The following is a 20,935-nucleotide window of genomic DNA, read 5'->3' as shown; positions in this document are numbered from 1 at the left end:
TATAAGAAGATGAAAAATATATATGCCGATCTGTCATGTTACAGGAAAGGTGAGGACGATGACGGTTATCATAGATGCGCAAGCTTTACAGAAAAACTTCCGTGTGGCTAAGCGTCGACCAGGTATATTTGGTGGTCTGCGTAGCATTGTAGATCCTGAGGTACGTATAGTCTCTGCGGTACAGGATCTTTCCTTACAGGTACAGCGAGGAGAGATGGTAGGGTTGGTTGGACCAAACGGGGCTGGCAAGAGTACCACCATCAAAATGCTCACAGGTATTTTAACCCCTTCAGGTGGCGAGATACGTGTAGCAGGGCTTACGCCAATCCATCAGCGCCGTGAACTGTCCAAACGTATTGGTGTTGTTTTTGGACAGCGAACGCAACTCTGGTGGGACCTGCCGCTGTTAGATTCTCTGCAATTATTACGACACCTGTATCGCGTACCGGAAGCGCGTCATCGTGAGAACTTGAAGCAACTGCGCGTAATGTTGGATCTGGATGAATTTATTGATACCCCGGTCCGTCAATTGTCGTTGGGACAGCGTATGCGCGGCGATCTGGCGGCGGCTCTGCTCCATGAGCCTGAACTGCTGTATCTGGATGAACCAACTATCGGCCTGGACGTGGTTGCGAAAGCGCGCATCCGAGAATTTTTGCTTGCGCTTAATACTCAGCGTTCGACTACTGTGCTCATTACGACACATGATATGGATGATATCGAAACTCTGTGTCCACGCATCTTGATTATTGACCATGGGCGTAAACTGTATGATGGTGCTGTCAAAGATATTCGCACCCGCTTCGGCGGTGAGAGAACGCTGATTGCTGTCCTGGATGGATCTGAGTTGGCGAGATTAGCAATGCTACCCAGTGCTGAAGATGGGTTAGCTACATTGCCCGATCTACCCGCTGGCGTGCGTTTACTGAAGTTGGACGGGCCGCAGATCGAGCTTGGTTTTGGCCGTGAAGCCTTGCCAGCACACGAACTTGTAGCATGGTTAGGTGCACGTTATACTTTACGCGACGTGACCTTTCGTGAGCCTGACATTGAAGATATTATTCGGCGCATTTATGAAAAAGATCTCTTACTTGGAGATATTGGCATGCCTGTATAAGTAATGATTGTATATAAGCGAAGATACAAGTGACCTCAGGCGTAGTATAGATGAGCTAAAATGTTTTTAATACGTTATCCTGCTAATGCTACATATACCGATCCAATCAGTATCTCCCGCACTGAATTCGACGCGGCGCTTGATCAATTAGCTGCTGCCGATGTGCCGCTGGTAGTGGACCGTGAGCAAGCATGGAAAGATTATCAGGGATGGCGTGTCAATTATGATACTGTCTTATTGGGATTGGCGGAATTAATTATGGCGCCAGTGGCACCATGGTCATCAGATCGCATCCTGAAAGATGCTCCACCTATAGTTTTACGCTGGCGTAAGGGCAAGAAATTAGTAGAGAAACACGAGTGGTTACCACCTTCAGAACTTGAATCCTGAACTGGTCTCTGTTTGTGTCACAAATAGAGACCAGTTCAACGAAAAAATAAAGTGGTATCAGTGCATGCTAAAAACCGAGGTATGGGTTGGATTGAGCAACTCCTCCGTGTGAGGATGGAAGAAAAACATTTGATCAGGATTGATGGCGACAGTGATGATCTGGCCATTTTGAATGCTGATATTATCTTTAAACTCTGCTGTTATTTCTACGTTCTGGCTTACACGCAACAACACTGTACGGCGTCCCATTAATGGTCCAGAATGGATAACCTGGGCGCGCATCATTACGCGAGGAGCCGCCCCTAGCGCTGAAAATGACCATTCAGGCACAATAATGTTAGCACGTATGCCCATGATGATTTTAGACTGTGGTCCGAGTCGTGAAAGCAGCGGTGTCCATGGGGGAGGAAACGAAATGGTCATGCATTCGCTTCTCAAATGATAACGTGTGCCAACCAGTTGAATATAGCCTTCGATTATATTCAGTGGTGGGTCACTGAGGAAACGCGCTACAAATAAATTTGCCGGTGTTTGTACCAATTCATCAGGACTCCCAATTTGTTGGATACGGCCATCAGCAACCAGGCCAATACGATTCGCCATACTAAACGCCTCAAATTGATCCTGAGTAATATAGATACCAGGTTTCTTTTTAATGCGCTGAACCATCAAAATTTCCTGGCGTGTACGCCGTCGTGTACCGGGATCCAATTGAGAAATTGGTTCATCGAAGAGATACAAATCAGCATCTTTAACCATCACGCGAGCGATAGCGACACGTTGTATTTCACCGCCTGAAAGATTTTTGGGTTGGACCTGTAGTTTATCCTTTAAGCCCAGCATCTCAGCCACCATGACGATGCGCATCTCGATTTCACTTTTTGGAAAGCGGCGAAAGCGCAGGCTCTGGGCAATATTATTATAAACCGTAAGTCTGGGATTGAGGCCATAATCCTGAAAAACCACAGCGATATTGCGCTGCGCGGCCTCGTGTTTGGTGACATCATAACCATTGAGCCAGATACTTCCCTCATCAGGATTTTCAAAGCCACAAATGATCCGGAAAAGAGTTGTTTTGCCGCTCTCAGATGGACCAAGTAGAACAAAAAGCTCATCATCATCTACCGTAAAGCTCATGTTCTCTACTGCAAGTTTCTCGTTATACCATTTTGAAATATTGCGTACTTCCAATTTACTCATACATGTATCATCTCCATTGATAAATCCTGAACAGTGAGCATGATCATCCTTGTTGTTCTTCCAATAGCGCAAGTTTTGCTACTTGTGAACGTACTAAATAACAGCCAGATGGAACATAACTGCTATGCATCACTTATACACTGAAATAATGATGAATATCAATGTTTCAGTGTATACTATAACCTTATACAGGTAAAAATAAGACGATAAGGGTAGCCTGAAATTTATTCCAGGAATGAAAGAAATAGCATTGCAGGAAAAAACCTTCTCGAGTGTAGAACGGTCGATTGTGAAAAAAATATCAATAACTAGAGGAGAAAAAAAACTCGCGGTGAGTATGAGAAGAAATGGCCTGATAGAAATATCTCGTGGATAAAAATATCACTGCATATTGAAAATTACGATTTTCAATAAAATTACATTGTGGTTTAATATAGCAATAATAGAAAGTTGTTGTTATGAATAAGCAACCTATCGCTTTATTTCCGTTATTTGCTGATCGGCAAGAAAGCATATTAAAACATTTAGCGTTATTGGTATCATCGCTCGATGAACATGTGAAAGCTGATGTGAGCCAGGTTTTCCACGATCCTGAAAGATTGTTTGGTGCTGTAATGCAGAAAGGTGACGACAGGAAATATGCTGGTATATCTCTGCTGTTTCCTTTCTTGATTGCTAAGTATATTGAACCTGAGATTGATCCCGATACCGCTGCCAGCGTAGCTGCCGCAATAATGTGTTTTATATCTGCTCTTGATTTACTTGATGACATCGAGGAAGAGAAACACACAGCTCTATTGGATAAGTTGGGATTAGCTCGTGTATTGAATATCTCCACGGCTTTACTTGCCCTGGCACAACGCTCGATCCTTACCTTGCCTTCCCAGTCAGTTGCATCTGAACAGCGTGTTGTGTTGTTGGCATTCATGCAAGACGCAATCATCAAGAGGCAGGTAGACCAGGACTTCTATTTATCGAGCAAGCAGAAGTTATCAGGAGATATGAAGTACCCGACTGAAAACACATTCAAGCGCGCCAGCCGTTGAACCGGGAACTCCAACAAATGCTAACCATTGTTATTTAATCCCAATGAGAAAAGTAGAGCATTATGCCAGGGACTCAGGCAGTGTAACGATGGGTCTGGGTGAGAATAGATGTTTATTGTGATATGGATACATTCACCCCGGGGAATGCAAAATATAGTCCTATGCTGGTATACTTGCTCTATATATGCAGCGCACTGTCTCCTTTAAAAACAGGCAGACAGAAAAAGGATGCGATTGCAACTTTAAAACTTCGGAGGTATCCGATCCATGGGTTCTATGGAACAGCCAGCGCAGGAGATGACTGCTCAGAAGAATGCAGTTTCATCTTCCACGCAGGTGGCAACAACACCAAAACCAGGTTCAGCCGACACAGTGGAGAACCAGGAGAAGTCCCGGCGCGCAGCCAACTTTCGTGCTTTATGGACGCGGCGATTGATCGTTGGTGCGGCAATCTTGATCTGGGCTATTCTTTTCTACTTCTTTTTTATGGCCGTGGCACGTGTCGGGGCAGCACTTACATTGATTTTTGCAGGTGCACTCCTGGCATACCTCATTTATCCGATTGTGCTCTTTCTTGAACGCTTCATCCGCGTGTTATCGCTATTGTGATTGTCTTTGTATTATTATTGGTGGCGTTATGCTTGCTGGTTGCCAGCGTTGGACAGGTTGTCTTTAATCAAATTGCCGCATTACAGGATTGATCAAGCACACAAGGTTGTATTTTCATAAGATGAGAGACCATGAGAGAAATTGAGCACAGGAAGAAAGATGAAGGACGAAAAATGAAAAAGTGAATTGAACTATAGAGAAAAAGAACCTAGATAAGAGAAAATAGAAAAGAAAAAACCAGAAAAGGTGAGAAAAAAAATGAGAACGAAATAGTGAAAAGAAAAAAAAAGTGAAAGAGCGTGAATAAGGGAATTAGAATCAACTGAGATTCAAGGTCGTGAAAAGGAGTACAAAAGAACAGGGAAACAACAAGAAGGGATCCAAACAGGCATCTTGAATAAACCTAAACAGAGGGTATGTGAATATTCTACACAAGCAATAAAGGAATAACTAACTCTATGAAGACAACAGCTCTTATGTATTCGAACACGTCAATAAGGAAACATATCTTTCATGGGTGCGCTTATATGAATAACACATTCGGTGCGACAAAGATAGAGGGGGACTTAATAATGTTGATCTGATCGATATCATTGTGTATGAGCCAAGACACACTGGAGGGTGTTAAACTATTATCAGAAAGACAGGCTGCGGTAGTACAACGGTATGGCCAGCTAGAGATGCGCGAAAAAGGAAACGAAGAAAAGACATAATAAAAAAAAAAGAATAAAAGCTTGTGATTTATACTCAGTTCAATGATCAGAAAAAATAGAGGATCAAGAGAAATTTTCGACACTGGCTTGATAGGATTGTAGATGCAAACCAAAGGCTGAGTGCATATTTTTCGCCGGCTTTCTGTATCGTCGGAGCCATAGCCTGGCGATGCTGAACAGGAAAGTTGAGGCCGTGACGGTAGGTGGCAAGTTGGGAGTCCCTATGTCAGTCTTAATTAAGAGACTATGTGTTATGTGTGACTCATCAATAATACAACCCCGGTGGTATGATCAGAAGAGTGGGCATATTGGTGATGAAAGAAAAAAATGATACGCCGACGTCTGTCAGAATCATTGAATGGCGATATTCCGCGAGGAGTTGGATGGGATTGCACGATCCCTCATTGTCGCGGAGATAACTTTTGTGATTTACTGGACTTCAGGGCGTATCATACACGATAAGAGGAGACTGATGTAGAGCCCACTTTCTGGAGAGCGCCGTTGGGCATGCCTCCCTCCTATCCTGGCCATGCTCGTCGTTGTTTCGAAGGCAGTTGAGCTCTTTGGGATCGTTGGTGGCATCCTGGCCGTACCCATAGTCGGGTTATTCAACATATCGTTGTGGCTGCCTGGAATAAGCGTAAGCAACTCCATCCAGAAGAGATCGTCCAGGAACTCCTCTCCTGACGACACATTACTTGTGGCAAGGCACACGTATGTGTTACGCATAGGCCGGCAGTCATACCATACGTGTACCCTGATCGGGAAGGCTATACTCTGGTCAAAAATGGGGATTTTGTGCTATTGTTAAGAGCAGGACAATTTTATAGGGGATACTCGTCCGCACAGATTTTAACTACCGAGCTTGGAAGTCTCGTCTCCATTCATGGGACGGGATGAAAGGCGAGTCCTTTTCCGGTGGATAGGGTGGTTGTGCATTTCACCTTTTTTTGATAGAATACGTAGAGAGAGCGTATACGAATAACCAGGGTGGTTGTGCTCGTAGGTACGGTACAAGCCCGTTGGCCTGCTCCTCCAGATACCCCTGGCACAAGAAGTATTTTGTTTGCTCCAAATGCCTCACGTGTTGGCGCGTGATCGAGGCAGAGACTTGTAGCACCAACGTATCTACGTACGTTCGAAAGGACTGAAGTAGTAGGAGGGCAGACACGCCCCTTTGTTGTCTGAGTCAGTCAGGGCTTCAACCACACGTTGTAGACGTGCTCTCTTCGGAGATAGGCTACCACCCCGACGTTGCTCAGAAGCCTGTCACCCTTTAGGGGACAGGAGTGTCACTACATTCTAGAGGAAATGCTTATGGATAGTTCTCTTCAACGTGTGAATCCCGCCCTGGACGAGAAAGAGAGTGCTCTCGTCGCAGATCATGAGGAGGAGGCACTGGCTACTGAGGAAGAACATCATGTTCATTTACCCAATCCAAGCCTGTGGCCTGTTTTACTCAGCGTCGCAATTTTGGTGGCGATAATTGGCTTGTTGTTCATTCCCGACGCTCCATGGTTAACGCTGGTGGGCGCCGTCTTCGTCCTTATCGGTATCCTGGGATGGGCACTAGAAGATCCGATGGCTGCAATGAAGGAAACATATATTTCTTCTCCGCAGCTAGCAGGAGAGCTGGCAAAATTCCAAATTGGTCAAAGCATCATTGATAGAGACGGTGAGTCGCTGGGTACAGTGCAGGCTCGCCTGGGCAACTATATTCTGGCCGATCGTGGGGTCTCTCCATGAAGGTTTATTATGTGCCTCTCCGTTTCATTGAAAGCAATATTGTAAATGATGTTGTACGTCTGAAGGTCAGCGAAGTTGATTTGCTGAAGCGCGGTCTTGATCGCGTGCCAGCCGATCTCTATAATGAGACGCCTGATTTTGGTGTACCACAGGTCAAAGGCGTGCCAATGTTTGCACGTGGTCCTTTATCGCCTGCCGAGACTGGCCACTACAACTATGGTCCCAACTTCCCTGGTATCAACACCGATGCAGCTGGCTCATATCGTCCTGAAGAGGTACGACCAACGCCTCAGCGCTATGTCTCTGATCGCCGTGGTTATAATACGCGCCGATCTCTGCCTCCTCGCGTAGTAGCTGCCGACTAAAATAAAGGGGCTTGTGAGTTAAACTCACAGCCCTTTTTTCTTGCAAGAAATGGCATCCCTGCCATTTTTTTTCTCTCCTCAATTTTTACTGGTAATCGTAAAATCCCTTACCACTTTTCTTGCCATAGTGTCCAGACTGCACCATGCGGCGTAAGAGTGGTGGTGGAGCATACAGAGGATCTTTATACTCATCATAGATGGCTTCACCGGCCCAGTAGCGTCGTAATCAGTCCTTTACGTAGTCCAGGACGTGAAGGTCCCATAGGAAGCCGCAGCGAGTTTCTACGCGTACTTCGCATAATTAGATTCGTGAAAGAGCGTGTCCGACCAATGGACAATATATATTACCAGATAGCAGAAAACGTGATAAGCTAGAATAAAAAAGTCAAGTGGAAAAGAGAAAAGAGATCCGAATGAAGAACAGATTGACGTCGAATAACATAGAAGAATAAGGCAGAAGAAGATAAGAAAGTAATAGCATTAGACACGTATGTGAAAAATTGGTAGACAAGTAAACTGTTTGGGCCAGCGACCAGGGTGTCATACCCATGCGTATTGAGAAAAATTGTTTGACGCGTAGCGAATTGTTTCGATCCGAGGCTGGATTAGACTGCGCGACAAGTCTCAACCGAGTTGGATTGGATGATCAAGAAAGCAGGAAATGTTGTAAAGAAAGATGACAGTCACGGACACATAGAGTCGGAGAACGTTTGGTGGAACCGAGAGCGAGCGCGCAACGAATTATCTAGCGGGTTTAGTAACACTTAATGTGAGAATGAAGTAAGTTAGCTAGAGAAGAAGATAAAATTGTTATAAATGCATCTGGGTTTGAGAAATAGGTCGAGAGTAGGATAATTGACAAGAATAATTTCTTGAGCACACAATTCCTCTGGAGAATAATTACTGGCTTGGGAATTAAATTGAAAGATGGCGTGAAGAGTAAATGTCGAAAAGAAGCGAGTATAACAAAACATACACAAAAGAAAATATGAATGAGAAATATAGATAAGAAGAATACGCGCCAGATCTTGTTCAATTCTGGCTACAGATTCAGATATCAGATGCTCTGATTGCAAAGACGATTATATAGTATAAAATTCGCTAGAAGTCTACTTTGCAGCCTGATTGGGTCGGAATATAAATTTATTCACCAAGATTGTACTTAACATCTTTTGCACCAGGCGAGATCACAATAGAGAGGACAAATCAGGAGAAATAAGGGTGAAACCCACCTATATAATAATCCAGAAGATAATCACCTTGGTTGATGACTCGGCGTACGATGGTGTTATAGTGAATCACTAGGCGTTGAGCGCCCGATGAGAGGTCTTCGAAGCGATATAGCAGCCTACCAATAAAACCTCGACAATCCAATAACGCCAACTTTGCGAAAGACTCATTGGATGCAATGATAACTTAGGATAGACAAATATTTTAATACTGACTTGAGTATTATATTGAAAAAAGAATATATTCCACTTGCAATGGATGAATATGCTCAGCGAACGAGCGACACTGGTTATCAATTACGCCGTTTTTGAGAAACTTTGCGTAGTAACAAACGAATATTGAAAAACAAACGGTTGAAAACGAAAGTGTGTAGGGAATGTCATCGTTATGAATGATGGTTGCTTGAAGACTACGTTGAAAAAATGACGTAAGTATCAATGACGAATCAGCCATTGACCATTATCTGTATGACAGAGCTAAATCAAGAAATGGATTTGGGACTCATCAAAATAGGTGCCAGTTCACTAGTGGAACAAAAATAGTGACAGAGCGGACAGTGTTTATGATTATTGCTATGGGCGGTATGATCCATTAGGACCGTAATATGTCATGTCGTGTATTACTAAGACAATAACCAGTCAGTAAAAGAAAGAGATGCTGCCTTCAACCGGAGGGAAGAACCAGCCGCGCTTGGGGCATGGAGACACCTCCAGAGTTGAAATAATAACAAAGTTCACCTTTGTCCGATGAATAGAACAGGGAGCGAATCCATTGGCTCCTTCAGAATAACGTAAACCAAAATTGGTCGACCGCACAAGATCATCGGTGAGACAAAATGTATTATCAGTAGCGTGAGGGGGTACGACATATGGGCGAAGCAGATGTAAGGAGCATAAAAGTGGGAGAAAAGCATATATGCGGGAGGAGGAAAGACAAGTTTGAATGGAGAAAAGTGACCTCTGATAACACCAAATAAGAAGACCGGATACGAACGTCAGGTGAGAGGTTTGAGAAGTAAGAGGTGCTCGTCATTTCATTAACGGCACATGAGAAGTAGCGAGAACATCAAATCACATCTAAATAGATACGAGGTGGAGGCAGACATCCCCATGAAAGCGAAGAGTGTAAGTGTTGTATAAGAGATATTAAACCAGATCGCCTAACATTTCAAATGATAAAGTGCCAATGATTGGTCAGGATAACACAACAGGAGATAACACAGAGGAAGTTAGGAATTAAGTTATAAAAAAATTCTTCTACATCGGAAGCAATTCAGTAATAGAGGATTTCTGACTGGTCAAAAGAGACTATTGCAGGCATGAATTTTTCAGTGTGCTCTATGAGAGGTTGCTACTATTTTCGTTGCTGCCATACAGGCAACTGCCTTTTTCTTGTGTATTATCTCTTGCAGGTAAAGAGAGATATAAATGAGAGTATCTTATGTGATTATGTATAGTGTGTAAAAGGACGGCACGGACAGTGTTTCCGGTGTGTGAGGAAATGTCAACTGTCTGCAACTCTAGCAGTGAATATTTTAGTGCCAGCATGGCGCATAAGCCGGAGCCTCTATTATCATATGTAAGCTGCAATATTGCACTTCCACGCCATTGCCTTCAGCACTCTATAAGCTCGTGCAGATGCAATAAAAGGTGCAAGTATATATCCCATCTTCGCGGACCAGTATGACGTACCCATAAGGCTAGATCCAGTGGAGTAGAGAGCCTGCCTGTAGCTCGGGTAACGATTGTCAAATACAACTGTGGTAGTTCGATGCCCGTGAGAGCTTACTATGGGATTCTTCGGGATGAACGCCCAGATGTCCTGTCCCAAGTCGCGGTATTTGTCCAGTACGCAGGGACATTGTGATGGTAAAGGTTTGATAAATGGTTCAAGTTCATGTGCCAGCGATCTGGCGTCATTTCAATTGAGGAACCGCTACCGAATGCAGGCTCAAACCTGAAAACCTGCGTCAGCCATTTGCTGTAAGGTATTTAGAGACTTTCATTACTTCTTGCTCATAAAACAACTAGAGTCCATTCGGTAAATGATCCGCAGGGACTTGCTCTTTTGTTTTACCTTTGCCGGGGGTGCCAGGATGATATTACCGTCAGTTTGATCATTTCGTATATGTAGATGATTTATCACATTGTATTCGCTCAGGGTAAGCAGTATCCACCGAGTGGTCGATGCGAGGTCGACGAACGTTCAGTCTCTTTTTACGCCGGATAAACGCTACGGTGACATGCGCAGAAGGAACCGATCTGCAGGTTAAGCCTCTGCCAGGGGCGCTGTCCAGTACGCAGGACATTTATGCGTAAAGCGTTTGAGTAGTTCAATCAGCAGCGTCTGCATCATTTTCAATTGAGACCGCTACCAATGCAGGCTCAAATGAAACCTGCGTCAGCCAGTTGGCTGTAAAGGCATTTACCACTTCATCTTCTTTGCTCATAACTACATAGAGTCCATAGGTAAATGTCCGCAAGGCTTGCTTTTTTACTGCCGGGTCCATGATATTACCTCATTTCTTTCATGTAGATGTCTTATCACATTGTATCGCTCAACGTAAGGAAGTATCCACCCGAGGTCGAGCGAGGTCGACGACTTCATCTCTTTTTACGCCCGGATAACGCTACAGGTAGACATCGCAAAGGAACCGATCTGCAGGTTAAGCCTCTTTATCGTGCATGGTACTTTGCTGCTATTTTGAATATGAAAATCGAGTAAAGAAAGTATTGTAGGCAGTAAGTTTGTTGAATTGAGTAGATGGGGAGTGGTGGGACCATATTACGTTGTGGTGCGTGTTTGAATCAGGGAGTTGAATGGTTTTGAAAAAGGAGCCACGTACTGTGCGAAAATATTCACGTCTTGCCAGCATGACCGCATTCTGGTTTTGTTTGGCTTTAGTATTGAGTAGTTGTGGTGAAAATAATACTGCTACGAATGCTCAGCCGGGAGCAGGCAGTCCGACAGCAACCGTCATGACCACCGCAACTTCGCAGGTGGATCAAAAAATGAAAAAATCGGCAGTGGCGGAGATTCTGGCGCAGCCGAGTAATGGCAGCCAGCGCGTCAAGGTTCAGGTTTCTTCAGCGATGCGCACCGGAGTGTTTGAACAAGATCGCTATTTGAATGTTCCGCCGAAAATGCAAATAGCTGTGTATAGCCGTATTCCAAAGGCCCGTTTTATGGTTATCACACCAGACGGTGATTTGCTTGTTTCTGTACCAGATGAAGGAAAAATTATCCTGGTTCGGGCCTCCCAACAAGGTGATTCAACTATTTCAGATTTTGCTACTGGTCTACGCAGACCACATGATATGGTGTTCCATACTATTGGTCAGCAGACATATCTTTATATATCTGAGACGAATCAAATTAACCGTTTCATGTATCACAAAGGTGATACGCAGGCGCATGATCGGCAGGTGGTAGTGGCTAATCTACCAGATAGCAGTACCAGTGAACTACACGGTGCCTATGGCCATGAGTTGAAGAATATTGCGCTTGATAGCAACCACAAGCTTTATGTTTCGATTGCTTCCACCTGTAATGCCTGCCTGGCCGATACACAGAGCAATCCTGTGCGTGGCGCGATCTATCAGTACAATGCTGACGGCACGCAGGGAAAACTCTATGCGCGCGGTCTACGTAACGCTGAAGGGCTGGCTTTTGTTCCAGGGAGTAATGATCTCTGGGCCGCTGTGAATAATCGCGACAACCTGTTGTATCCACACCAGGATGCTACCGGTCAGTATGGTCAGAAAATACCAGCTTATGTAGATAATCATCCAGCGGAAGAGTTTACCAGAGTGCGTGCAGGAGCCAACTATGGCTGGCCATTTTGTAACCCCAATCCAGATAACGGTGTGAAGCAGATGCCCTTTGATCGTGATGTAGAGTTTAACGCGGATGGGCACGTCAACTGTGGTCAAATGACTCGTATCGACAAAGGGATCCAGGCCCACTCAGCACCGCTGGGGTTAACATTCCTGCAAGATCCGCTGGCCGCTAATCCACAGCATACGGGAGCGTTGATTAGCTTGCATGGCTCCTGGAATCGAACGCAGCCAACAGGTTATAAAGTTATCTATTTTCCATGGAATGCGCAATCACAACAGCCAGGACAGCAGATTGATCTGGTGACGGGCTGGAATGATAATGCCAATATCTGGGGCAGACCAGTAGATACTGCTATCGATCATCAAGGAAATATCTTTATTTCAGATGATAGTAGTGGCACCATTTATAAAATGTCCTATCAGGCCTAATTTTTAGTCTGACTGATTGAGACTACCTGGCCTTCGGTCATCTGCTAGCAAATTTCTCCTGTTTCAATATATAAGCCTGGCAAGTGGCTGAGGATTGCGTTGTTTATATAGATACGATTGAGGTGAGAAAAGTAACAAGCAACGAGTTGTGGGGATGACTGCCATTCTGTAGACAGCGCGAAATCCATATATCCACAACTCGTTTCTGGCAATTATGCTCGTTTGGCGCAGAGTTGATTACTGGTTGGCTCTGCACAGCAGAACCAGGATTCTGTCAGGTGGGGGAGTTCTTTGCGATCTCCATACTGGCGCATAGCTTTGAAGGCTGAAAGTTTCTGTCCCTGCATCGCCAGCGCTTTGGCCTTGATCTGGAAAAAGGTCATGATCGCATCAGATCCCATCTGTTCTCCTTGCTCGACCAGAATAGCCACCTGCTTCTGTAGTTCATCCATGCGAGGATCAGGATGGCTCCAGCGATAACCAAAGGCGGTTGGATCAAGCTCGCCAATCCATTGCTCGCTATCTGGTGTATCCAGATGGGCGGAACCAGGAGGAATGAGGAGGCGAATCGAGAGATGGACTGGATCAATATGTTCGATAAAATGACCGGACTCAAAAAAGTTGAGTAGCTCGATATAGCTTTCCAACGTTTCCCAGGGGGTGAAAGGAAGCAGCGAAGGGCGCAAGGTTATGCCGACACGTTCCATTTCAGCAAATGCCTCTGCGACATCGGCGGCGGTATGGTTTTTTGCTAATTGTTGCAGCACTGTATTATTCAGCGATTCTACCGCTGAAACCACGAAGACGCAGCCAAGCTCTTTTATTTCTGGCAATAGATGCCGATGTTTGAGTAAGTGCTCAATCTTAATTGTGGCATCAAAGGTTAAATCGGGGGATTCTTGATGCATCGCACGCGTAATACGTAGCGCATGCGTTGGTCCATTCCAGAAGTCTGGATCACCAAATGTGATATGTTGTGCACCCCGTGCTACCTGAGCACGGATATCCGCCAGCACAATCTCGGCCGGGACTGCAAAAAAGCGGCCCTGGTAGATTGGCGTAATTGGACAGTGGACACAGGTATGCTTACACCCGCGCGTGGCTTCGGTATAGCCAACTACACGTGTTTCTGTTCCCTGTTCCATGCGTGCATAACGGTCCAGAGCAGGCAATCCGTTGCGTTCAGGTACAACAAAAGGAGTCCGCTGAATCCAGGGGCCACTCACATGTCCATGGCTATAAACGCCAGGAATAGCTTCCTCCTTTTCTTGCTCAAAGGCAGCAATGAGCTGGCAAAGCGGCACTTCATATTCGCCACCAATCGCGGCATCTATCGCGCCTTGTGCGAGCAAATGATCGGCATTAAGTAAAGCATAAAGTCCATACAAACAGATATGGGCGGTTGGATTCAGGGTACGGATACGTTGGGCTACCTGTTCTCCGAGACGCATTGCTGTATGCATAGGGACCGAGATTGCCACGAAGCGTGCCTGGTTGATTGTCTCATCTGATAGCGCGTCCAGTGCTGTATCCACGCAGACAGGAAGATAGTCGGCCTGCTCAAGCATGGCCGACAATGATGCCAGGTGAAAGGGCTGATGCCCTAATTCATAGCAAGAGATCAAAAGAATATCTCCGCGTTTTTTTATTTCTTTCGTGGTGCGCCTCCTCCCCCTTTGCGCTGTGGACCTGCCCCAGCGGCTTCTGGAGCCCATCCTTCTGGCATTGCGGAATCCCGGCCAAAAAAGAATTCTTCCATTTGTTCACGCAAAATCTTACGGGACTCAGGATCGGCCATGTTCAGTCCATAGTGATTAATAATCAACACCTGCTGAGCTGGCCACATATCGTACGCTTGCTTTGAAATCTGCTCATAAATGCGTTGCCCGAGTTTGCCCGGGAACGGAGGCTTATCCAGCCCTGGTAGCTCGCGCTGTAACTTTACACAATAAACTATTCTAGGCATATGAAATGTCTCCCATAGTGGATGTATTGAAGACCATTGAGCAGCTCGCACTTGCCGTTAATGGAAAACTCTGGACAATGCCCTATGACATATCTTACTTGTTATTGTACTATGTCGGCGGGTATCTTTGCATGGATTTACCATTCCGAATTCTGCTAGCATTTCCCACTGATCACCGTAGTCAATTTGGGGAATTGATAATCAGGCTGTTTGACAGTGGATGAGTGATTTGTTACTATTATTTAGAACTTTTGTTTGCCTGAAGCGTTGCGTATAGTAAAACCGCTAGAACAGGATCAATGACATGTCGGGAACTTCACATGAGTTACGACAATTGCCAGGAGTTACTGGCAAACCATCTCAGCAAGCTTTGCGTATCGTATTTTTCGGCATGGAGTGTGATTTTTCCCTCCCGGTCCTGGAAGCTTTGCTACGCAACAACATACATATAGTTGCCGTTGTCATTCCATCAGACGAGAGTATCCTCCCAGGTATTCATCTTTCTCCAATCATACTCCAGAAATCACCACCACATGTAGCGCGGGGAATGTTACCGATGGTTTCTACCTCTACACATTCAATTGTGCAACTAGCCTGGACACACGCTATTCCTGTCTGGCAGGTACGGACACTGAATGATCCAGAAATTTTGAACGTACTTGTCGCATATCAGCCAGATTTGATATGTGTTGCCTGTTTCTCCAAATTAATCCCTGCATCCATTTTGCATCTACCACCATTTGGATGTATTAACGTCCACCCCTCATTGCTACCAGACAATCGAGGTCCGCAACCTCTGTTCTGGACCTTTTATGAGGGCCATAAAGATACCGGAATTACTATTCATCGATTGACAGAGAAGCTTGATAGTGGTCCGATCCTGGAGCAAGAGGAGATGGCAGTTCCTGAAGGTATTAGCTATGCAGAACTGGAATTGCTATGTGCGCAAAAAGGAGGGCAATTACTAACGCGTGCGATAGAAGCGTTAGCAACAGGCAAAAATAGCGAATACCCACAAGATGAAGAGCAAGCCAGTTATCATTCGTATCCAGTTGATGATGATTATGTCGTAAACGCGAACGAGTGGTCCGCCCGGCATCTCTATAACTTCATCTGTGGTGTAGCCAGTGAAGAGCGGCCCGTTGAAATAGTCACTACCAATCACTATCTTCTCGCCACCGGTGCTGTTTCTTATAGTTTAGAAGGTATAGAGGCCGATATGGATGTTATACAGCACGATAGTCATAGCGATGGAACAATTCTCTGCCGTGACGGCTGGCTACGAGTATACTGTAAATAATAGTTTTGACAACACATTTCAGGAAGAGGATAAAGCCAGGCGGTGTATCTCAAACGATTAGAAATGCTAGGGTTTAAGAGTTTTGCCTCGCGAACCCACCTCGAATTTAGTCCTGGTATCACGGCGGTGGTAGGGCCCAATGGAGCGGGAAAATCCAATGTGGCAGACTCTATGCGCTGGGTATTGGGTGAGCAGAGTATGCGGCAACTGCGAGGGAAGAAGAGCGACGATATTATTTTTGCTGGCAGCCAGGGGAAAGCAGCGCTAGGCATGGCTGAGGTTTCGCTCACCCTCGATAACAGCACCGGCTGGGTACCCTCCGAATATAGTGAAATCACGGTAACGCGACGGAGTTACCGTTCAGGTGAGAACGAGTATTTAATCAACAAACAGAAAGTCCGCCTGAAGGATGTTTTGTTGCTGTTAGCGCAAGCTCGTATTGGTCATGATTCTTACACAGTGGTTGGACAGGGACTGATCGATGCAGCTCTGAGTTTGCGCGCTGAAGAAAGGCGTGCCCTGTTTGAGGATGCTGCAGGCATTCGCCCCTTTCAAGTCCAGAGAGCAGATGCTGAAAATCGTTTAAAACAAACCGAGCAAAATATCGAGCGCCTGCGTGATATCGTGAGCGAAATTGAACCCCGTATGGCACCCCTGGCCGAGCAAGCGAAGCGAGCAGTAGAATTTACCCGGCTAAATGACGAACTTCACGAGATCTTGCTGGCCTGGTATGCTTTGCAGTGGCGTCGATTGTCCATCACGCGTGAGTATGCTGATCTCGCCGAGCGCGAGCAAGGACAACGTGTACGGCAGGGAGAGCTAACGCTGCAGACCCTCAACGAGCAATCACAGGCCTTACGTGGACAACGACAACAGCTGCAGAAACAGATCAATGAAGCCAGAGCGGCTTGCAGTCAGGCTAATGAGCATGCTCAGAAGATAGAGCGCGATCTGGCAGTGAACAAAGAGCGTATCGGTGGGATCGAGCGACAACGTCAGGATGCACAGGCCGAAGAACGACGTCTGCGAGAGCGTTCGATTGCGCTACAGAAACAATTAATTGATTTAGAAGAACAGTGTGATCTTGCTGATGAAGAATTAGACAACGATTCGACCCAGCTGGCGGCCCTCGAAGGCAAAGTGGCGCAGGCTCAAAAAGAATACGAGATGGATGAGCGTCGTTTACGCTCAGCTCAGAACGATTTAATCCAGATACAGGCGCGCTTAGGATCAACCCAGACAGAACTCGGACGTCTGCAAAAGCAGCTCGGGACACGTAACAGCACACTTGCAGCTCGGCGCGCGACTATCTCGCAGTCCCAGCAATCTGTACGCACATTAGAATTGCGTTTGACAGAAGAGCAAGAGTGCCTTGATAGTGTCCGAGCCGAAGAGCAGCAGCATATCCAGCAAAAACAAAGTATCACAAAATCGATTTCAGATGCGCAGCAGGAAATTGATCGGATGAGAGGTACGCTTACTGAGGCTGAACGTCGTAAACGTACCACTGTAGATCGCCTGAACATGTTGAAAAACTGGCGCCAGAGTTTAAGTGGCTATAGCGATGGCGTACGGGCCCTGTTGAAAGCGCCAGCTGGCAAAATCTCTGGTATTATTGGTCCTGTGCCGCAATTATTTGTGGTAGACAATGGCATGGAGATAGCTCTAGAAGCGGCCCTGGGACCCTACATGCAAGCTGTAGTTGTGCAAAATCTAGCAGATGCTCAAAGTGGCCTGACCTACCTCAAACAATCACATTCAGGCCGCGCTATGATTGTGTGGATGCAGCGTATAGAAGAAGATGATGAGGACGAAGACCTGACAGAAGTTCGTGAGATCCAGAGCCAGGTTGAAGAAAATGTTCTGCGTCGTTATCTGGAAACAGTGCCAGCATTACAGGAGCGTATTTCCGGGTTTGCCTGGAAGCATATTCAATGTGAGTCACGCTTTACGTCATTATTTCAACGTCTCTTGCATGGGATAATTATCGCCCGGGATTTAGCTTCTGCACAGGAATTACTGACCTGGGCAATAGAACTGAGTGTTTCGTCAGATAGCGATTTGCCTTTTACATCTCTGGTTACCCTGGCTGGAGAGACGTTGCATGTTGATGGTTGGTTGACGGGGGAATTACTAAAGAGAGTGGGCAACAAGGATTATTAGCCCATGAACGGGAGTTGCGCGAATTACCTCAGCATCTTGAAGAGATCAATAGTGTGATTGAGCAACTGCATACCATGATAAGCGAGGCTCAACGTAAGCAAGAAGGGCGACGTGTTGAACTGAACGCCCTTGATAAAGGTTTACAAAAAATTACTCACCGCATCACGGATCTGAATAAAGCTCTGGCCAACTCTCAGCGCGAGCTTGAACGTGTACAAACTGAAATCAAGCTTGCCGCTTCAATCGAGCAGCAACTGGCTGCCGAGGTGGCTGGCTTAGAGCAAGAAGTGCTCGCCGCTCAAGAGCGTGTGCGTAGCCATGAGAAATCCCAGCGTGAAATGACTGGATTGGTAGAAGAACTGCAGGCTGAGATAGAAGAACAAGCCATCAATTATCGTCGTCAGCAAGATGCACTAGGGAGAGCACGAACCGCGCTGGCCGTAAAACGACAGGAGTCCCGCTCACTTCGTCAGCAACTTGCCAACCTTCAGGTTCAGGCTCAAGAGCGAAAAGCGCAGGTTCAACAACAGGTTGCACGTATCAAAGAAACCGAGCAGAAGCACCAGGAGTTAGTAGGAACTATCGAACAGCAACACGTGAGCCTGGAACACGCCTTACAGCGTGCTCATAGCTTAACGCAGGATCTCCATACTACTGAAGGATCTCAGGCAGAAATTGAACAGCAGATCCTGACACAGGAACAGCAGCGAAGTAAAATGCAACAAACTGCTAAAGAGTTGGAAACAACGTATCGGCGTGCATTGCTGGATAGTCAAAAGGCCCGAGATGCTGTAGAAACCCTCTTGAATCAGCTACAAGAGGAAATGGGCATTATAGATCCTCAAGAATTACTGGAACGCGAGCAACAATCCAGAGATACGTTAGCAGAAATTCCTGTTGCCACAACGTCGCAGCATAGTCACAGCTCACAGCTGGCCGTAGCACACAATGGAGCACGCGGACAGGTGGGCATTCTTGAGCAGTTAACCGAAGAAGAAGAGACGCAACTACGCAAATACCGGCGACGCATTGAAACGTTACGTGCTCGCCTTAAAGTCATGGGCGGCTGTGATGTCAATGCACCGCAACTTTATGAAGAGACGCGAACGCGCCATGAGTTTCTTTCATCACAGATCGCAGATATGCATCAGGCCGCGCAGCAGTTGTACGCGATTATTGGTCAGCTAGATATCACCATGGCGAAACAATTTGAAGAGACCTTCCAGGCAGTCAACACACGCTTCAAAGAGCACTTCACCACCCTCTTTAATGGAGGAACAGCGCGTCTGGAATTGATTACAGCCAGGCGTAATGAAGACGAGGACCTGCCACCTTCGAGTATGCCAGTTGGTGTGGACGTTATCGTACAACCTCCAGGCAAAAAAGTGCAGGACCTCTCCTTGCTATCGGGTGGAGAGCGTGCCCTTGTCTCGGCGGCACTCCTCTTCTCACTCCTGGAAATTAATCCTCCGCCATTTTGTCTGCTTGACGAGGTTGATGCAGCCCTGGATGAGTCAAATGTCACACGCTTTTGTGATATCTTAAAACAACTGGCTCAGCGCACCCAGTTTATTGTAATTACACATAACCGTGTCACCATGACAGCCGCACAGGCTATTTATGGCGTGACCATGCGCGAGAGCGCCTCCCGGCTCCTTTCACTTCGATTGGACCAGGTGCCAACCGCCGCAGGCTGATAAAAAATCCAGTGGCTAAAAGCTCTTGACAGGATTGAATAGTCGTAGTATTATAAAGCTCGTCAAGAAAAGCCGCTTGTATGTGCAGGTGAGCTGGTGACTGTAGCGAAGAGGGTACACCCGTTCCCATCCCGAACACGGAAGTTAAGCTCTTCATCCCCGATGATACTACGTGGGCAACTGCGTGGGAAAATAGGAAGTCGCCGTCTCACCCGCCCACATGAGCGGTTTTTTTTGTGCATAAAAATACGTGCCACCAATCGATGGCACGTATGAAATCTGAAGTCTCCTCAGCTGACAGTATTCAGTACTACTGGCTTAATTTCAATCCATGTTGAACTTCAAAAACAACTGATTTGGGTGAAAAAGCAAACTCAAAGGCAGTAATCATAATACAGATGAAAAAAACTAAAGCCCCTGCCATTAAGGTGAACATGGCAACCATTTGCATCCAGTCGATATGAGTAATAGCATGGAAGCCAATTTCAAACATACTCAGAACCAGAATACCAATAGTGGTTTCAGCCGCCAGAATAGCATTCCACTGTAATTTATGCCGTTTTAAAAGGTGTGGCATTTCAAATTCAAGTTCTTTTAAGCGTTCTTTATTGAGATTAAGATTGAAATTGAGCTCACGTAAGGCACCAATCTCTCGTGGATCATTTTTATTTTCTTCGCTCTCTTTTTGAATCAAATGAATTAATTCCATATGCTCCACATGCATTGCTCGTAGGCGAGCACTCAGTGAATCATAGCGTTGGAGTAATCCATTCATGAAAAGCGTACAACTTGAAATCATAACAACCGGAGCGAGAATAAGACCGATTACACTTTGAATATTAATCATCGTAATATAAAAGACATGCTGTAAGACAATCTACCAGTTTGGTAATAGATATCCTCTTAAGGACAATCTGTAGAAACAGCAGACTCCTTTCTTATAATTTGCAAGCTCTGTATATAGTACGTTTGTACTTGTATTTTTGTTACTCAACTAGTATCTTTGGCAAAAAGTTAAGGAGAAAACTTTTATTGGCTGGAAGCGAGGAAAGGTAGTAACGGTGGCTGTGAATTGCATTTTTCGTGTGAGAAAGAAATACCGTCATTATCTTATAGTCTGAGTGG

15 protein-coding genes, 1 rRNA gene and 1 pseudogene are annotated in these 20,935 nt (G+C 45.8%); 11 read left to right on the top strand and 6 right to left on the bottom strand.

All coding sequences use genetic code 11. The features are described from left to right. Positions 1-58 precede the first annotated feature (58 nt). On the top strand, positions 59-1,117 hold the full coding sequence (locus KDW_RS00550; protein WP_151754163.1) for an ABC transporter ATP-binding protein: 1,059 nt from the start codon (positions 59-61) through the stop codon (positions 1,115-1,117). A 60-nt stretch (positions 1,118-1,177) separates the two neighbouring features. After that, positions 1,178-1,507 carry a hypothetical protein gene (locus tag KDW_RS00545; RefSeq protein ID WP_151754162.1) on the top strand — a complete coding sequence of 110 codons (330 nt, stop codon included), beginning with the start codon at positions 1,178-1,180 and terminating at the stop codon, positions 1,505-1,507. A gap of 57 nt (positions 1,508-1,564) precedes the next feature. Here the strand turns inward: KDW_RS00545 and KDW_RS00540 are convergent, their stop codons facing one another. Next, positions 1,565-2,707, bottom strand: a complete 1,143-nt coding sequence (locus KDW_RS00540) for an ABC transporter ATP-binding protein (RefSeq protein WP_151754161.1) — start codon at positions 2,705-2,707, stop codon at positions 1,565-1,567. Positions 2,708-3,165: 458 nt separating this feature from the next. Here KDW_RS00540 and KDW_RS00535 point away from each other — a divergent pair, with 458 nt between their 5' ends. From KDW_RS00535 to KDW_RS00520, 4 genes are all read left to right on the top strand, one after another. Further along, on the top strand, positions 3,166-3,753 hold the full coding sequence (locus KDW_RS00535) for a hypothetical protein (protein ID WP_151754160.1): 588 nt from the start codon (positions 3,166-3,168) through the stop codon (positions 3,751-3,753). Positions 3,754-4,020: 267 nt separating this feature from the next. Then, complete coding sequence (locus tag KDW_RS00530; protein WP_151754159.1) at positions 4,021-4,362, top strand: hypothetical protein; 342 nt, start codon at positions 4,021-4,023, stop codon at positions 4,360-4,362. A 2,030-nt stretch (positions 4,363-6,392) separates the two neighbouring features. Beyond that, the gene (locus KDW_RS00525; RefSeq protein ID WP_162004835.1) at positions 6,393-6,821 is read left to right on the top strand and encodes a cytochrome c oxidase subunit 4; all 429 of its coding nucleotides are present in this window, start codon (positions 6,393-6,395) and stop codon (positions 6,819-6,821) included. Further along, positions 6,818-7,186, top strand: coding sequence for a hypothetical protein (locus tag KDW_RS00520; protein WP_233097568.1), 369 nt, complete (start codon positions 6,818-6,820; stop codon positions 7,184-7,186). The genes KDW_RS00525 and KDW_RS00520 overlap by 4 nt, the downstream gene beginning before the upstream one ends. An 85-nt stretch (positions 7,187-7,271) precedes the next feature. Here the strand turns inward: KDW_RS00520 and KDW_RS35640 are convergent. Continuing rightward, positions 7,272-7,452: pseudogene (locus KDW_RS35640) on the bottom strand (3-hydroxyacyl-CoA dehydrogenase family protein); the annotation flags it as partial. A 3,296-nt stretch (positions 7,453-10,748) separates the two neighbouring features. Continuing rightward, a complete protein-coding gene (locus KDW_RS00510; RefSeq protein WP_151754156.1) occupies positions 10,749-10,925 on the bottom strand; it encodes a flavin reductase in 177 nt (58 codons plus the stop codon). Between the two features lie 337 nt (positions 10,926-11,262). Between KDW_RS00510 and KDW_RS00505 the strand changes: the two genes are divergently transcribed. Next, the gene (locus KDW_RS00505) at positions 11,263-12,684 is read left to right on the top strand and encodes a PQQ-dependent sugar dehydrogenase (RefSeq protein WP_198925132.1); all 1,422 of its coding nucleotides are present in this window, start codon (positions 11,263-11,265) and stop codon (positions 12,682-12,684) included. A gap of 212 nt (positions 12,685-12,896) precedes the next feature. Here KDW_RS00505 and KDW_RS00500 read toward each other — a convergent pair whose 3' ends face one another. After that, the gene (locus KDW_RS00500; RefSeq protein WP_269822459.1) at positions 12,897-14,333 is read right to left on the bottom strand and encodes a CUAEP/CCAEP-tail radical SAM (seleno)protein; all 1,437 of its coding nucleotides are present in this window, start codon (positions 14,331-14,333) and stop codon (positions 12,897-12,899) included. Beyond that, positions 14,330-14,650 carry an oxidative damage protection protein gene (locus tag KDW_RS00495; protein WP_151754154.1) on the bottom strand — a complete coding sequence of 107 codons (321 nt, stop codon included), beginning with the start codon at positions 14,648-14,650 and terminating at the stop codon, positions 14,330-14,332. The genes KDW_RS00500 and KDW_RS00495 overlap by 4 nt, the downstream gene beginning before the upstream one ends. A 304-nt stretch (positions 14,651-14,954) precedes the next feature. Here KDW_RS00495 and KDW_RS00490 point away from each other — a divergent pair, with 304 nt between their 5' ends. The 4 genes from KDW_RS00490 (at position 14,955) to rrf (ending at position 20,019) form a co-directional block, all read left to right on the top strand. Then, positions 14,955-15,950: a methionyl-tRNA formyltransferase gene (locus tag KDW_RS00490; protein WP_151754153.1), complete on the top strand. Its 996-nt coding sequence runs from the start codon at positions 14,955-14,957 to the stop codon at positions 15,948-15,950. Positions 15,951-15,992: 42 nt separating this feature from the next. Beyond that, entirely contained in the window at positions 15,993-18,113 is a 2,121-nt protein-coding gene (locus tag KDW_RS00485) for a chromosome segregation SMC family protein (protein WP_151754152.1), read from the top strand. Further along, positions 18,065-19,810: an AAA family ATPase gene (locus KDW_RS00480; RefSeq protein ID WP_151754151.1), complete on the top strand. Its 1,746-nt coding sequence runs from the start codon at positions 18,065-18,067 to the stop codon at positions 19,808-19,810. The genes KDW_RS00485 and KDW_RS00480 overlap by 49 nt, the downstream gene beginning before the upstream one ends. Before the next feature lie 92 nt (positions 19,811-19,902). Then, positions 19,903-20,019: ribosomal RNA gene (gene rrf / locus KDW_RS00475) — 5S ribosomal RNA — on the top strand. A gap of 101 nt (positions 20,020-20,120) precedes the next feature. Here rrf and KDW_RS00470 read toward each other — a convergent pair. Continuing rightward, positions 20,121-20,657, bottom strand: a complete 537-nt coding sequence (locus tag KDW_RS00470; protein WP_151754150.1) for a DUF2721 domain-containing protein — start codon at positions 20,655-20,657, stop codon at positions 20,121-20,123. Positions 20,658-20,935: the final 278 nt, after the last annotated feature.

This window comes from Dictyobacter vulcani, from assembly GCF_008974265.1.
In the GTDB taxonomy this organism is placed as follows: Bacteria; Chloroflexota; Ktedonobacteria; order Ktedonobacterales; family Ktedonobacteraceae; genus Dictyobacter; species Dictyobacter vulcani.
This window is presented reverse-complemented; position numbering and strand designations above follow the sequence as displayed.